Consider the following 16,028-nt stretch of genomic DNA (forward strand, 5'->3'; position numbering starts at 1 on the left):
GTCATCCCGTCCCGGATACTTCGCGGCCAACGTCGCCGGTCAGCAATGTGGAATAGCGAAACGGATCCGGCAATCCGCGGCAACAGAGTGCGACCGGCGAAAACCCTTCGCCCCCGGCGGTCCACCAGAAACTAGCCGCGGCATAGACTTGAGGGTTGGCGCCGCAGAGCGTGCCGAACGACTCGGCAAACCCGTCGACCGTCGAAACCATTCCCAGCGTCGCATCGCTCAGCGACACGACCGGCGGTCGATCGGTCCCCGGCGTCCGCAGACGCGGAAGCGCGAGACGATCCAGTGCATCGGAGATCTGCTCGAACGTCGCAGCCCGGTCCAGGGTCGAGAGCAGGAACGTCTCCACTTGCACAAACCATTCGTCCTGCGGATCGATGTGTGGCGGCGACAGCGCGGCGTCGCCATCCGGCACCGCATGCAGCGTCAACGGATAGTATCGCCCCACGCCGTCAAGCGAGGGCATGATCGCTCCTGCGACGGTGGTGCCGCAGATCGCGGCGCCAAGCCAGAATCGCCAAATCGGCGCGGTCAGGAATGCTTCCTGCCAGCCGGCGCCGAGTTGATGGCGGCTCGCGGAGATGGCTGCCTGCACCCACGGCTCCCAGACTTCGAGGAAGCTGCGCGGCGTCGCGATCGCGATGAAATCACGCTTCGCGCCGATCTTGCCGAATAAGCCGCATCGCATGGTCATATTCCGGTCGGGCAACGAAACTCGCGGAGCACTGACAGGTTTAGCGGATTGCGCAACGATCCGGTCGAAATCTGATAGTTGAGCTCGCGTCCGGCAACAATGAACGTTGCGCTGGCGGATTCCGCCTTGGCGACCAGCGAGCCAGCCTCCAGCATTCGGAACAATGACCAGGGGCCGATGCGCTCAAGCACGGATGGCGAGCCGGTCTCGTTGCTGACCGAAATTGCCGTCCGCGGCGATGGGCCGGGCCAGAGCACCGTCGTCGGTGAATTGCTCTGCGGCGGCGGCGGAGGAGGAGCGGGTTGCGGCGCGCCAAACATGGAGGGGGTTGCGGCTGGTCCTGGTGTGGTTGCGCTCGTGATCGTCGTGCCGCCGATCTCGGTCTTTACTGTGATGCCGGGTCCTGCCGCAGCCGGCGGCCGGATCGCAAAGGACACCGCCGGCACACCGCCGCCAGTCTGGAAAAAGGCATCGCGGATATAGGCTGCGTTCTGGAACTGCTTTAGCGTATCGGGCGAGAACGATCGGCCGACGGGGCTCTCCTTCCGCCAGACCCATTCGGATCGCGACGTATCCGCATAAGGCGCCAGGAACTGAGTGAAGAACTTGTCCATGACACCGTTCGGGCTGAACAGTTTGGCAAAGTCCGCGAGCGGGACTTCCTGACCGCTGCTCCGTACGAACGGGTAGCGGTTGGTCACCGTCTGCTGACAGACCGGCGTGACCTGATCGCGCAACGACTGCAGGATCTGACCGGCCGTGGAGGCGGCGATGCTGCCTTCGAACTCCGCGGCCGCCGCCCGCAGCATATCGGAAAATGGTGGCGGCATACGCGAGGCATTGTTGCGCAGCGCCGCAACCTGGGTCTGAAGCCCCGCCGTTGCTTGCGCCGTCAGCTGCGGATTCTCGACCATCAGCGTCAGATTCTGCGCGATGTCGTTCAGGTTTGCGATCGTCGAGTCGATCGGCCGGCGGGTGCTCTCCCCTTCAAGCACTGCATGGTAGGGTTTGAATTGCGACTCGATCGCCGCACCGGGCGTACCATCCTGGGCGTTGTTGAACAGCGCCGGCGCGGTCACCACGGGCGGCGCGGCCGGCGTGCCGCCGCTCGCCGGCTTCGGGCGTTCCTTGGTCAGCATCGTCTCGTCGCGCACCGACTCCAGGATTTGCCGCATCGGCGAAGTCGGCGCCGAAAGCGCCCTCAGCACCTCGTATTTCGGCTTGTCGGCGAGCAATTTCTTCAGACGCAGACTGCCGAGCGCGGTCCGCCACGTCGTCACGAACTCATTGGAGTAGATGCTGAGCAGATCGCCGGCCAGATTGTCATACTGCTGGTCGATTGCCGATTGCTGGCCGGCGTCACCCAACACCCACCGCTCCCGCTTCATGCGCTCCGACAATCCGGGCAGTCGAGCGATGAACTTCTGATTGAAGCCGTTGTAGGTGAAGAACTCGGGCACCCGCACATTGTCCAGGGGCTGCCCAGTCGTGGTTTCGAAGACAACTGCCACGTCCGGACCGCCTCGGCGGCTGGCGATCCAGTCGCCGGCGGTCGATCCTCGAGCCTCCGACTTCAGGAACTCGTAGGCGCGTTGCGAGACGCTGAGGCGCGCCAATGAATTCTGGGCCTGCTTGATCAGCCGTCCGTCAAGCTCGACCAGCGGCGGCTGCTCGGTTTCGAGGTCGAACATGGCGACGAGATTTTCGTCGAGCAGACGCCGCCCTTCCGCATTGGTCGCGCCAGGATAGAGGTTGTCCGCCCAGTCGCGCTGCATCCAGGAACGGATGAGCTCGCGGTCCGGGGATTGCAGGCCGCCGAGCATCAGGTAGACCTTCAGCGCCTCATAGACGAAGGCAGGCTCGTTGATGCGCGCATTGAGCTGCTCTTCCAAACGGTACAGCAAGCGAGGCCTGAACATGCGCTCAAGCGCGGTGTGATAGGCTGCCTTCGCGGGCGACAACAGGCGCGCGTGCTGACTGAGCCCGTAGCGCGCCGACAGTGCGACCGGCTCATTCCGTGAGGCATAGCCGGCCGGGGCGTTCCGCAGCCGATAGAGCAGCGGCAGCACCTTGTCGAGATCATGATCGGCGATCAGCGTTTGCTTGATGAGCGGCGCCCCGGCGGCGGCATACTCGTTGTCCGCCTGCAAGCTCTGCTCGATCAGATCGGAGTTGCGCTTGTAGCTGGTCAGCCACGCACCGACCAGTCCGATCGCCACCAAACCTATCAGCGACAGCGCCGCGGTCTTGAGGATCAAGGCGCGGCGCACCGCAGCGCGGTCGGTCGAGACCCAGTCGGCCTCGCCGATGATGACCTTCGAAATCAAATCGGCAAGGAAAAAGCTCTTGCCGGTTCCGGAGTACGATCCGGCACCGACTTCCTCCGCGCCGAACGTACGCGCCAACGATCCGATCAATTGATCGATCGGCGTACCCTGCTGGGTGCCCGATGTGAAATAGAACCCACGCAGATTGGCATTCACGTGATACCGCGTCGGCTCAAAAATCTGGTTGAGGAAATCGTGTATCTGCGGCTTGAGCCGCGCCATCTGCGCCGGGAAGCCGAACAACTGCACCCGGTGCTGCGGCGTCGGCTCGTCCTGCAGACGGTCGAGCGTTTCCTCGCTCAGACGCTCCAGCAGGCGATCGAACTCGACCGGGACCTGCCCCACCAGATTCTGGGTCTTGTCGGCGGTCTGGAACGTGGCCCCCCAGACCTGGCGCCGGCCGGCCTCGCCGAGATAGGCGAAATATTCGGTGAAACCGGCAACGAGATCGGCCTTGGTGAACAGCGCGTAGACCGGGAAGCTCACTTTCAGCCTTTGATGCAGTTCGAGGAGCCGCATCCTGATGGCATCGGCATGAAGCGCGAGTTCCTGCTTCGGCAGCGTCAGCACGTCCTCCAGACTGATCGCGACGAGAACGCCGTTGATCGGCTGGCGCGACCGATTTTTTTTCAGGATGTCCAGGAACGACAGCCAGCTTTCCTTGTCGGCTTTGCTGTTCGAATCCTGGGTCGTGTAGCGACCGGCGGTATCGATCAGCACCGCTTCCTCGGTAAACCACCAATCGCAGTAGCGAGTCCCGCCGACGCCGGCGATCGCCGCCGGCGTCGCCCCGCGCGCGAGCGGAAACTTGAGCCCCGAATTGACCAGCGCAGTGGTCTTTCCCGCACCTGGCGGACCGATAATGACGTACCAGGGTAGATCGTAGAGATATCCGGACTTGTTGCCGCTCGCGGTCTTGAGCGTTGCGAGCGCATCCTTCATGCGCTCCTTGAGCACCGGCTCGTCGCTGACAGCCTGGTCCGCAGCGCTGACGCCGTCGGCGATCTCTTTGGCATTCTTGCGTCGCTTGAAGAAATGAAGGCCGGTGATGCCTGCCGCCGCCGCGCCGAGCAGCAGGATCGCGATCTGGCGAACGATGTGATTTTCCAACGGATGCCAGTCGCCGAAAGCAACGAAGGGACCGGCAAGGTAGATCACCGCCCCAAGCGAGCTGAGCCCGACTCCATAGAGAACGATGCGTAGAATGTCCTTGGCGAGCATATTGACCGGTACCTGTCGCTTATCGCGTGAGCTTCTGGCGTCCGCCTATTCGCTACGTTCGATGAAGATTTCGACCCGACGGTTTTTGGCACGCCCCTCGGGTGTCGAATTGCTGGCAATTGGTGAATCCGATCCCTTGCCGTCGACATCGACGCGCGAACCATCGGCCAAGCCGGGCTTCAGCGCGGCGGCAACCGCCTTGGCGCGCTCGACCGACAATTCGAAATTCGAGGGGAAACGCACGGTGCGGATCGGCGAGTTGTCGGTATGGCCAACCACCCGGATTCGCCCCGGCTCGTTGTCGAGCGTCGCCGCGACGCGGGCCGCGATCGGCTTGAAACCATCCAGGATGGTTGCCTGGCCCGAGGCAAACAGTGCGAGATCGCACACCCTGATCACGATGAAGCTCGCCGTCTGATCCGCGGTCATGGCGCACGCCGTCTTCTCCTGTGCAAGCGCGTTGCGAATGCGCTGCAGCTGGGTGATGCGGTCCGGCGGTGGCGGCGGAGGCGGTGGTGGCGGCGGCGCAACGACGCGGCGCTTGAGCTCGATCGGATCGCCGGGATGCAGTGCCAGCGCGACTTGCGCAGCATTCTCCGCACGGCCAGCCAGCAACGTTCGCAGAACGAAATAGGATCCGGTTAACAGCGCAGCGACCACCGCCGCCACCAGCCAAGCCGGAATGCGCAAGTGCTTCCGCCGACCGGCCAAGGCCTGTCCGCGCCAGTGCGGCGACAGATCGTTGGTCGGCTTGGGCCGAACCCGGCGCAGCGTTTCATAGAGGTTGCGCTGGATCACCTGGAGGTTCGCAAGTCCGCCCGGCGACGTCCGGTGGATTCCCTGGAATCCGAGCGCAAGGCAGGCGTGCTGAAGCTCGAGCACCGGATAGTTGACGAGCGGATCAGTCTTCAAATGGTCGAGAATCTCGAAGAAGCGTACGCCGCCCACGCGCTCGCCGAAGAACCGGCTGAGCATCGAGTATTGGGCCCAGACGTGCCGGTCGTCGGTCGGAATGTGCTGCACAATATCGTCGGCGGTCGCGCACAGGATATACTTTGCCGTATTGGCCTGGTGCTCGGAAATGCCCGCCGAGCGGATATCCTTTTCGAAGAACTTGATGGCGTCGGCGACCTGCTCCATCAGGCTCGCGAATGACGCCCGCATCAGCGCGACGCGCAGCCGGCCGAGCAACTGCAGCAAAGGGCCGCCGGCGCGCATCACCGGATTGGCGTTTGGCGCAACCAGATCGTCGACACGCAACGGCGGTCCGGGCGGCAGCATCGGTTGCGGCGCCTGAGCCTGCGCCGGTGTCGAAATCCATTCCTCCGAGGGCTGGCTGGTCGGCGGGGCGGCGTAGCTTGCGCCCTGCGGTGTGGGAGAAAACGAGGGCGGTGGCGAAGGGCCACCCGGCGAAGCCATGGGCGATGGCGAGTACGCCGGACGGCTGGCAGGTCCCTCGCCTGCTGGAGGTTGAGGGGCCGGAGCCGGCGGCATCTTCCCGCCGGGGTTCGGACGGATGATGGTCCGCTCACCCCGACCGAAAGGATTAACCGGCTTGTCCCTGTCGGTCATGGCCGCTCTTCCAGGATGGCCCAAAGGTACAACTCAAGCTCCGGCCAGTCGCCGGAAAAATGCATCCCGATCGAGGCCGCGGTGCTGAACTCGGGCCACAGCGGCGACTTGCGATCGAGATAGAAATAGACGTGGTCTGTGATGGCTCGGATGTGCGGTGGCGGCGTCGGCAGATGCACCAGGGTCAAACCCGGCAGGTTTGCGTGCACGATCTCGGTCATTTTTGTGTTGGGCCCGACCTTGAACAGGTGCGGGAATTCATTCTGAATCTCCACGAGAGGCCGCCGCGCGGCGACCTCCAGCACCAAGGTCGCATTTCGGAACAACGCGCGATCGCGGATCGGCGATACAAATGCGTTCTGGGCGCGTTCGATGATCTCCAGACGAATCGCCCGCCTGCCCAGCCGCGCGCTCAGGAAATCCTGGATGTCGCGGACCAGGGGCGTGAAGACGTATTCGAGGTTGTCGTGATCGTATGCCGGGTAGTCCCGTGCGCGTCGTTCGGTGGTCGCGAAGGTCGCAAGCTCACCGGCAAACCTCAGCAATTCCTCGTACAGCCGCTCGGGATGCACGCTGCCGGACCGTTTGAAATGAGTCAGCACCGGAATGGTCCGGTTCAGTACCTGCAGCACCAGATAGTCGACGCTCTGCAAACCGCCGCCGGACGACGGATCGACTGCGTAGCGCGCAAGCTCGTCGAGCTTGGTCTCGACCCAGCCGATGATTCGATTGAGCCAGCCATCGACAACCGGATGCGCGGCGCAGACCAGCATCGGCGGCACAAACTTGTCGTCGAACAGGATATTCTTGTCGCGCACTTCGAGGATGCGAGCGATGCCGAGACCCATGTATCCCGGCTTGCTCGTCTTGCGCAGTTCGAACGACAGGCGTGGATAGACAACGTCGATCTCTTCTTCGATGCGCAGCGCCGAGGTTGAATCGATAAACGTTTCGGCAGTCCGAACGTAGCGACTTGCGCTGTCGGTGCGATCCTCATCCACCTCCCGCGTATTGGGAGCCGCGACCGGCATCATCAGCCAGACGATCTGGCCTGCGGCCGAATCCGGCACTTCGATGGCTTCCGGGATCGGGCTGTCGGCAGGAATGTCGAACGGCGTTCCGTCCGGCATGACGCCGGTCGCACTGCGCACGGCGAATTTGCTCTGCTGGGTAAGATCGCTATCGATCTCGAGCTGGGCAAAGCCCCAGGGGTACGGTGTCGTGTAACGAACGCGCTTTTCCAGCAGATGCTCGAGATAGCGATCGTTCTGCTGCAAATGATGCGGCCGCAGGAACAGACCCTCCGACCAGAAAACTTTGCTGTACCAAGACATTCCTACATCCACTTGGCAATGATCGGCGACTGCATCGTCACCGACAGTTCACTTTGACCCCGACTTGTCTGCGCGGTCGTAATATTCGGAGAAATGCAGCATGAAGGTATCGATCGGCGCGCTCTCGTCGCGACCGAGATGCGCGTTCCAGCGCGTCAAGAATTCATCCCAGAGCTTGCTCTTGTTCGAGCCGAACAAGGACCGTGCACCGCGCTGAAGCTCGAGCTCGCGCGCCATCAGCGTCGGATCGATGCTGGCGATTAGTCCCCGGACGGCATGCTGCATTGCAGCATAGGTCTTCAATTGATGGGATTTGAGGTCCTTGAAGCCCTGGGCGAAGGCATGCGGCGCATCGAGGTAACTGCGCGTCGGCGGCCCGAACAGGATACGCATCGCGTCTTCTGCGGTCGGCGAGAATTTCAGCGGATTGTTCTCGATGGCCTGGATGGTGGTTTGGCTGGTGCTGCGCGTCAGCTGCTTGGCCTGGGTGCGCGCCTGCAGCAGGGCCATCAAGTTTTCCACCGTCATGCGCAGGATGACGCCGAGCTGTTCCGCGAGTTCAGCTTCGGTCTTGTCGGCAAAGAAACCGTCCGGCAGCCCGGCAGCACGTGCGACCAGGCGCGCAAACTCGGGATTGCCGATCGACGCCGCCGTGGCCGGTGCCGGCTCGGCCAGTTGCGGCCGCGGCGCTCCCACATGCCCTGTCGGTGAGGGCACCGGCGGTGGCGGGGCAGCCGCGTCGTCGTCGGCCCACACCGACGGTCGGCGCGGCGTCGGCATCGCGTGCACCACGTCGACTGGCGGTTTTGGCGTGGCGACCGGACCGGCTGCCCAGCTCATGTCGTCGTGCAGCGGCGGCTCGCGTTGAGGCATCTGCGGCGAATACCGGACAGGATCCACACCCGCCGCGGGAACGCTCGCCGCCCAGTCCAGGAATTCCGGATTGATGGGCCGCGCGGCCTCGCGCGGTTTTCGCAACTGCTGCGGGTCGATTGGCGGCGGCACGTCGCGACCGGGAGCCCACAGTTCGTGGTAATCGGCGTGCTGCTGAGCGAGCAGAGCTTGCTGCTGCGCACCATGGCTCGGAGTGTCCTCGGCAGGCTCATCCAGGTCCAGCGAAACGCCAATGACATAGTGGCCGATGACGAGCCGATCGCCGTTGCGCAGCCGATGCGCTCCCCGCATACGCTGGTCGGCACCATTGAGAAAGGTGCCGTTGGTCGAGACGTCGTGCAGCCAGTAGCCGCCGTCGCGATAATGGACCTCGCAATGCTTCCCCGAAATCATCCGTGCCGGGTCGGGCAATGTCCAGTCGAGATGGCGGTCCCGGCCAATGTCGACCGAACGCCTTCCGGTGACGGTAAATGACACAGGGCCGCCGTCTGGAAGGTTCGGCTCGTTCTCGATGTTAAAGCGAAGCACCATCACATCGTCTCGTCAGCGTGGAGGGCGCGGTTCGCCGCGTGCCAATTGAATACCATCCTCCAGGCAGGCCGTCATTATCCGGTCCCTGGACTCACGGGTAAGCCGGCAGAGGCCGATCAAAAGGGCTGCGCGAACCGCTCGCGCTGTCTGGTCCGGCTTGGCTTCGACCGGTGCAAATTCCGCGGGAACCACGCTTCCGCCAGACCAACCCGCCGCCAGCGCCAGCCAGGTCGCCGGCTGCTCGGGATCGTTGGCGTTGCCGACCGCCAAAGCCTTGTTGCGCGATTGCTCGTCCGGTTGCCGGACCCAGGTCTCGGCAAAACTGAGCGACCTGCCTTCATTTCCGTCGAAATGGTCGAACATCTGCCGCAACGAGCGACAGCCCCAGGCGACGGCCACGCGCCTGGGGAGCAGATACGCGCAGAAGGATACAGCCTGGTGCCAGTTGCCCGCATCGGCCGCCTCCTGCAGGAAATCCAACGACAGTTTGTCCGGAGCGGCTTTGCCGACGTCGTAGCGCGCCAGCGGATAGGCTTCGAAGAGATCGCGAACTGTGCTGAACCGAACCTGATTCATGGCTGTCAGCCGACAATGGTTGGCGTGCCGTGGGCAACCAATGGGCCGCCGGCGGCGAGCGCCATGGCGGCCTGCGCGGTCATGGTGATGGTTGGGGCGTTGATGACGATGCCGGCTGGAGACAGGATGATCTGGCTTGGACCAACCTGCAGGGTGATATTGACGTTGGCCGAAAGGGTGATGCTCAGGCCCGCATCGACGGACTGATCCATCGCCAGCTTGACGTGCTGACCGCCCAATTGGATATCAAGCTTGTCGTTGCCGTTCTTGAGCGTGGTCTTGCGGGTATCGCCGCCGAACGCCGCCTCACCGATGGTCCTGGTCTCGGTGTCGCGGACCGTGACGTCGTAGTCCTTCTCGGCGTGCAGGGTGATCTTCTCGGACCCCTTCTTGTCCTCGAAGTTCCATTCGTTGTAGCCGCCTCCTCCCTTGGTCGAGTCGGATTTCAGACCCGCGATCGTCTTCTTGGACGGCAGGTCGTACGGCAGCTTGTATTCATCGTTGTATACGGTCCCTATCACCAGGGGCCGGTCGGGATCCCCCTCCAGGAATTCCACCACCACCTCCTGCCCGACGCGCGGGATGATCTGACCGCCCCAGCGCTTGCCGGACCAGACTTGCGCCACGCGCAACCGGCACGAGCGCTTCTTCTTTCGATCCCAGAAAAAGCGAACATAGATTTCGCCCAGCGACTCGACGTCGATTTCCTCGCTCGAATTGTCGTCCTTGGTCACCACCTTGGCTGTCTGAATGCCGTTGATCCTCGGCTTCGGCGTCGTCATGGGAGATCGAAACGGCCGATCGCTCGGCAGAAATTCGTAGCTGCCGAAGTAGACGTGCTGCCCGGCGTCGCCGGGGCCGCCAGTGCGATAGGATTCGATGGAAAACGAGTGAGCTGCCCGTACCACGAGATATTCGACGTTCTGCGAGTCTTTCGAGTGCTTCTCGAGCTTGGTTAGTCCGCCCGGAAACAGATTGACGGCGTCGCCGTTGCCCCGGCGGCGCCGATCCATCGCCTGCTCGGCCTGGAGCTGGATCTTCGCGTATCGCTCGCCGTCGGATTTTTCCTTGAACTTGCCGGGATAGTCGTAGAACTCCATCTCGGATCGTGTGTAGTGCTCGGAGCCCTTGGCGTCGCTGATCATCTGTGCGTTGGGCTTCTGGTAGTTGTAATCGTTGAGCTCGATCTTCCCGGTGCGGAACCGACGCTCGGAAGCCCATTCATAAATATGCTGCTCGCCGCGACGATCGGAGCCGGTAAGCGGGATGTAGGGGATCTTCGCGAGACCGTTGATTGGACTGTGCGAGGACTTGGAATCGGCCAGCACCAGCGTGTGCTTGCCGCCTTCATGCTTGAAGAAGTAGTAGATCCCGTGCTGCTCCATCAACCGGCACACGAAATCCAGATCGGTCTCGCGATATTGAACGCAGTATTCGAGCTTTGGACATGAGCCCTCTTCGGTAAGCTTGGACTCATAATCCGTGAAGCCGCGCTCGTTGAAGACCTCCTTGATGATGTCGGGCGCCTTCTTGTCCTGAAAAATCCGGCAATCGGTGGTCCGCGACAGCAGCCACAACCAGGGCCTCAGCACGATCCGGTAACTGAAATAGTCGTTCTTCACCCCCAGCCATTGGGCTTCCGTGAGAATGCCGCTGAACTCGCGTTCCTTCTCGTGCAATTTGATGGTGAGGGTGCACTGCTTGCCGATGGCCCGATCGAAATCGAGATCGGCTTCCTCGCTGAGACACTCGATGCGATATTCGAACAGTTCACTCAGACCTTCGGCGGCCTCGAACCGGGCAAAAACCAGAACGTCCTTGCCAAGGGGGGTCTTGAGCTCGCAGAGGCGGGTATCCTGGGTAAGCTGGCCCATGTGGGCGTTAAACTCCCTCGTTGACCGCGCGAGCTGCGCAATCGGCGCAGCAGGCGGTCAAGCACGAACAACCTAAATCCGAGCCGTCCATCGGTGGGATGGCCGACAAGTCCGCTCGGTGTCACTCTCCTGACGCGGCAACGCACCCGCCCGGGGAAGCCACTGCGGCACTCATGTAGTCGGTTCCAAGCGCTTGCTGGTTCACGGGAAACCGCCACCATCGCGGGAATGAACCGAGGCCGGCGTTGATCTGACCTACCAGTCAATCGGATCATGATCCCCCGCGTGATCCGCCAGATGTCATGGACTTGGTCGAGGGGCCAGGGCCTCGCAGACGGATCCTCTTTGCATGCTCGACGTCGCATCCCTGACCCAGCCCATCGCCCCGGACGATCCCTGCGGGCCAGACCTCGATGCGGCCGGCGACGTCCAGTACCTGAACTTCTTCGCAGCTGCGGAATCGCTGCTGCCGATGTCGTATTTCGAGGTCGTCAACGCGAATGGAGAGCGCGGACGCTTCGACCCGAAGGCCATCGATATTGCCGGCCAGTTCGCCGCTGCGCAGCCCCTGTTGGCTCGCACCCGCGATCTGCGCCTGACCATGTTGCTCGCCAAGTTTTCCATCCTGAACCGCGATCTCGACGGCTTCCTCGGCTGCCTGCGGGCAACCACCCTGCTGCTCCGCGAACAATGGGAAGCGGTTCACCCGAGGGGCGAGGACGGCGACTATGCCTTTCGTGCCGTCACCATCGAGGCGATCGACGTGTTTCCAACGGTGATCAACCCGCTCCAATTCCTCCCCCTGATCGAAAATCGACGGCACGGCAGCCTCAACTACCGTGCCTATCAGATTGCCAAGGGCGAAATTCCCGCCGGCGATGCCGATGTCGACACGCCAGATCTCGGAACCATCGAGCGCATCGTCGGCGAGACCGATCTCGACACCCTCAAGGCGGTGAGCGCCCGCTGTTCCGCGGTCGCTGCCGAGATCGCCGGCATCAAATCGGTTTGGCACGAAAAGTTGAACTCGGGGCAACCCATCAGTCTCGACCGGCTGGCGGGTGTCGCGAATGGCATGGCCGGCTGGCTCGCGACTCTGGTCACCGCACGCGATCCGGCCGCAATTGCCCCGTCCCCGGACGAGCTTGCTCAAGACGGCCCGCAGCTTCCGATCGAAATCGCCGGCGCAGTGACCTCACCCGGACAGGCATCCGCGGCACTGGCGGCGGCTGCCGACTATTTCGCTCGAAAGGAACCGTCGAGCCCGGCGCTGTTGCTAGTGCGGCAGGCACAGGACATGGTTGGCAAATCGTTTATCGAAGTGATGCGAATGCTGATGCCGGCCCACGTGGAAACCGCCGCCATCAATATCGGTCGCGACAAGGTCTTCGACCTGCCGATCGAGCGCATGGCGGAATTCGCCACCTCGCTCCCATCCGCGGCCGAAAATGAGGCTCAAGATACTGTTTTTTCGGCCGAAAATAGAGCGCAGGCGTTGGACTTGCTGAGCAAGGTCGCGTCGTTCTTCAGGGCCGCAGAGCCGTCCAGCCCGATCCCGTTCCTGGTCGATCGCGCACGCGAACTCGCACAGCGAGACTTCCTCAGCCTGCTGAACGAAGTGCTGCCCGAGGGCGCTCTGAAGGCGATCGATAAATCGAATTGAACCCGCCTTCCGTTCGAGGGGACTAACTGAACGGAAGGAAGCTCCGCCGACGAAAGACCGAGGCACTTCCCTGCCTGCGTCGCGCAAGTCGGCTTCCGCAGATATTTTTTTTGTGAAGAGGGCAACCCAATGGCAACCGACAGCGGTCAAAAATTCATTCGCCGAAACCGCGCACCGCGCGTGCACATCACTTACGAAGATCCCTACGACGCCGAGCGGCTGATCGAACTGCCGTTCGTCATGGGCGTCCTGTCCGATCTTTCCGGCAACAACCCCGGCATCGAGAAGACGAAGGTCGAGGAGCGCAAGTTCCTCGAGTTCGACATGGACAATTTCGACAACCGCATGGCGGCGATCCAGCCCGGCGTGACGGCGCGCGTCGCCAACCGTCTCAGCGACGGGTCCGACGAAAAGATCTCCGTCAACCTGCGCTTCAACAAGATATCCGACTTCACGCCGGTGGCGGTCGCCCGCCAGGTGCCGGCGACGGCCAAGCTGCTCGAAGCGCGTGAACAGCTCGCCAACCTGCTGCGCTACATGGATGGCAAGGTGGGTGCCGAGGACCAGCTGAAGAAGCTCCTCGCCGATCCTCAATTGATGGCCGCACTGCGCGAGCGCGCGACCGGCCAGTCCACCGAATCCGACAGCAACAGCTAAGGGAAGGAATGGGGACCATGGCAAAAGAAGCAATCCACAAAGAGACCACCGCCAAGGTCGGGACCGTCGAGGCTGACGAGTTCGCCGCCCTGCTGAAGCAAAGCTTCAAGCCGCGCACCGAACGTGCGGCGACCGAAGTCGAGAACGCGGTGTCCACGCTCGTTCAGGAAGCGCTGAAAGATACGAGCGTCATCAAGTCGGACGTGCTCGACACCATCGAGGAGATGATCGCGCGGATCGATCAGAAGCTGACCGCGCAGATGAACGAGATCCTGCACGCGCCCGAATTCCAGGCGATCGAAAGTGCCTGGCGCGGCCTCCACTACCTCGTCTTCAACTCCGAGACCGACGCCAACCTCAAGATCCGGGTGATGAACGTCTCCAAGAACGAGCTGTATCGGAACCTGCGGCTCTATCCCGATGCGCGCTGGGACCAGAGCCCGCTGTTCAAGCAGATCTACGAGTACGAATTTGGCCAGTTGGGCGGCGAGCCGTTCGGCTGCCTGATCGGCGACTACTATTTCAGCCACCTCCCCACCGACGTGCAGTTGCTCCGCGATCTCAGCAAGATCGCCGGCGCCGCGCACGCCCCCTTCTTCAGCGGCGCCGAGCCTACGCTGATGGGAATGGACTCGTGGACCGAACTGTCCAACCCTCGCGACATCGGCAAGGTGTTCGACACGCCGGAATACGCCGCATGGAAGGGACTGCGCGATCAGGACGACTCGCGCTATCTCGGTCTGTGCATGCCGCGCGCACTGGGCCGCCTCCCCTACGGCGCCAAATCGGAGCCGGTGGAAGAGTTCGCCTTCGAAGAGGAGACGGACGGGCACACCGGTGACAAATACGGCTGGATCAACGCCGCCTATGCGATGGCGGTCAACATCAACCGCGCCTTCAAGGAGTTCGGCTGGTGCACGCGCATCCGCGGCGTCCAGTCCGGCGGCGAGGTCATCAACCTGCCGACGCATACGTTCCCGACCGACGACGGTGGCGTCGACCTGAAATGCCCGACCGAGATCGCCATCAGCGATCGTCGCGAGCACGAGCTTGCAAAGGCGGGACTGATCCCGCTGATCCATCGCAAGAACACCGACAAGGCCGCCTTCATCGGCGCCCAGTCGCTCTATAAGCCGAAGAAGTATTTCGGCGACAAGGGCGTGGATGCAACCGCGTCCGACAACCTGTCGTCACGCCTGCCCTACATGTTCGCAGTATCCCGCTTTGCGCATTATCTGAAGTGCATGGTTCGCGACAAGATCGGATCCATGAAGGAAAAGGATGAGCTGACGGTCTGGCTGCAGACCTGGATCAACGAATACGTTGATGCCAATCCGGCCTTGTCGTCAGAAGCTCAGAAAGCGCGCAAGCCGCTGGCCGCTGCGAAGGTTGAGGTCATAGCAAACGAGGAGAACCCGGGATATTACAACGCGCGCTTCTTTCTCCGTCCACACTTTCAACTGGAAGCGATGGACGTCGGTCTCAGTCTCGTTTCGCGCCTGCCAGGCCCGAGCTCCTGACGCCGCGCTATTGCAACCGTCACTCATCAGAGAATTTTGAAAGGGCTATGCTATGGCTGTCGACATCTTTTTGAAACTCGATCCGATCAAGGGCGAGTCGCTCGACGACAAACACAAGGACGAAATCGACATTTTGAGCTGGTCGTTCGGCGAGAGCCAAAGCGGCACGTTCCACAGCGGGTCGGGCGGCGGCGCCGGCAAGGTCGCGGTTCAAGACCTCCACTTCACGCACTTCGTGGACAAGGCGACACCCGAGCTTTTCAAGGTCTGCGCCAATGGAAAGCACATCGACAGCGCCATCCTCACGGTACGCAAGGCCGGTGAACACCCGCTCGAATATCTCAAGATCGAGATGAAGCACGTTCTGGTTTCCAGCGTCTCGACGGGCGGATCGCACGGCGAGGATCGCCTCACCGAAAACGTCAGCCTGAACTTCCAGAAGGTCAAAATGACCTACAAGACCCAGACCGAAAAAGGCGGCGCCGGCGCGTCTCCGGTGTTCGGATGGGACGTTGCGGCCAACAAGGAATGGGCCTGATCGCAGGCTTCCTGCCCGGCGCCGGTTGCCAATAGCGGCAACCGGCGCGGGAGGTACGGGGACCGTCAATGACCGTTACGCCAAGGAAGGACCGGCTCTCTCCGCCATTGATGCTGGCCTTTCGTGCGGCGCATGACGCGCGCGATGCCCGCAAACCACTCGAACTGCGCGATCAGTTCGGTGAGCGAGTGATAGCGGGACGGCGCAGCGCTGGTCGTTTCCCGATCTCGGAGACGCTGCTAAGGCGCGAGGTTTCGCAGGACGTCGAAACACTCCTCAATACCATTGCCCTCGAATCGACGCTTGACCTGACCGGTCGCGGTTGCGTCCGCACCTCGATCCTGAACTATGGTTTCCCCGATATCGCAAACCGCTCGATCGACGAAGTTACCGACGAGGAGCTCAGCGATGCCCTGCGCATGTCGCTCACGACCTACGAGCCGAGACTCGATCGCAAGTCCATCCGGGTGCGGCGCGACACCTCCGTGGGCGCCGAGCAGCTCAAGCTGCGCTTCGTCGTGCATTCCGACCTGAAATGCGAACCGCTCAACGTACCCGTGGAATTCGTCGCAGACGTCGACCTCGACAGCGGCGATATACAGATCAACCGATTATAGC

The 16,028-nt window shown here is 62.3% G+C and carries 12 protein-coding genes; 5 read left to right on the forward strand and 7 right to left on the reverse strand.

The features are described from left to right. Position 1: 1 nt before the first annotated feature. The 7 genes from tagF to ACVMB1_RS16845 all read right to left on the reverse strand — a co-directional run bounded on the left by tagF (position 2) and on the right by ACVMB1_RS16845 (position 11,032). Positions 2-703 carry a type VI secretion system-associated protein TagF gene (gene tagF / locus ACVMB1_RS16815; protein ID WP_057019588.1) on the reverse strand — a complete coding sequence of 234 codons (702 nt, stop codon included), beginning with the start codon at positions 701-703 and terminating at the stop codon, positions 2-4. After that, positions 700-4,251 (reverse strand): type VI secretion system membrane subunit TssM, encoded by a 3,552-nt coding sequence (tssM, locus tag ACVMB1_RS16820; RefSeq protein ID WP_076831469.1) that lies wholly within the window; start codon positions 4,249-4,251, stop codon positions 700-702. Before tssM ends, tagF begins: the two co-directional genes overlap by 4 nt. A gap of 45 nt (positions 4,252-4,296) precedes the next feature. Then, positions 4,297-5,532, reverse strand: a complete 1,236-nt coding sequence (tssL, locus tag ACVMB1_RS16825; protein WP_256520333.1) for a type VI secretion system protein TssL, long form — start codon at positions 5,530-5,532, stop codon at positions 4,297-4,299. A 287-nt stretch (positions 5,533-5,819) separates the two neighbouring features. Continuing rightward, a complete protein-coding gene (gene tssK / locus ACVMB1_RS16830; RefSeq protein ID WP_076831474.1) occupies positions 5,820-7,157 on the reverse strand; it encodes a type VI secretion system baseplate subunit TssK in 1,338 nt (445 codons plus the stop codon). A gap of 48 nt (positions 7,158-7,205) precedes the next feature. Beyond that, positions 7,206-8,582: a type VI secretion system-associated FHA domain protein TagH gene (gene tagH / locus ACVMB1_RS16835; protein ID WP_076831477.1), complete on the reverse strand. Its 1,377-nt coding sequence runs from the start codon at positions 8,580-8,582 to the stop codon at positions 7,206-7,208. A 12-nt stretch (positions 8,583-8,594) separates the two neighbouring features. Then, the gene (locus ACVMB1_RS16840) at positions 8,595-9,158 is read right to left on the reverse strand and encodes a DUF6931 family protein (RefSeq protein WP_076831479.1); all 564 of its coding nucleotides are present in this window, start codon (positions 9,156-9,158) and stop codon (positions 8,595-8,597) included. A 5-nt stretch (positions 9,159-9,163) separates the two neighbouring features. Beyond that, positions 9,164-11,032: a type VI secretion system Vgr family protein gene (locus tag ACVMB1_RS16845; RefSeq protein WP_076831482.1), complete on the reverse strand. Its 1,869-nt coding sequence runs from the start codon at positions 11,030-11,032 to the stop codon at positions 9,164-9,166. 349 nt (positions 11,033-11,381) lie between these two features. Here ACVMB1_RS16845 and ACVMB1_RS16850 point away from each other — a divergent pair, with 349 nt between their 5' ends. The 5 genes from ACVMB1_RS16850 (at position 11,382) to tssE (ending at position 16,027) form a co-directional block, all read left to right on the forward strand. Beyond that, positions 11,382-12,695, forward strand: coding sequence for a type VI secretion system protein TssA (locus ACVMB1_RS16850; protein WP_253623752.1), 1,314 nt, complete (start codon positions 11,382-11,384; stop codon positions 12,693-12,695). Positions 12,696-12,824: 129 nt separating this feature from the next. Continuing rightward, a complete protein-coding gene (gene tssB / locus ACVMB1_RS16855) occupies positions 12,825-13,352 on the forward strand; it encodes a type VI secretion system contractile sheath small subunit (protein WP_057019595.1) in 528 nt (175 codons plus the stop codon). 17 nt (positions 13,353-13,369) lie between these two features. Further along, positions 13,370-14,872 (forward strand): type VI secretion system contractile sheath large subunit, encoded by a 1,503-nt coding sequence (gene tssC / locus ACVMB1_RS16860; RefSeq protein ID WP_057019596.1) that lies wholly within the window; start codon positions 13,370-13,372, stop codon positions 14,870-14,872. A gap of 52 nt (positions 14,873-14,924) precedes the next feature. After that, positions 14,925-15,410, forward strand: a complete 486-nt coding sequence (locus ACVMB1_RS16865; RefSeq protein WP_016843423.1) for an Hcp family type VI secretion system effector — start codon at positions 14,925-14,927, stop codon at positions 15,408-15,410. Positions 15,411-15,478: 68 nt separating this feature from the next. After that, entirely contained in the window at positions 15,479-16,027 is a 549-nt protein-coding gene (gene tssE, locus ACVMB1_RS16870; RefSeq protein WP_028339373.1) for a type VI secretion system baseplate subunit TssE, read from the forward strand. The last annotated feature ends 1 nt before the right edge of the window (position 16,028 follow it).

This window comes from Bradyrhizobium sp. USDA 4504, assembly GCF_054063995.1.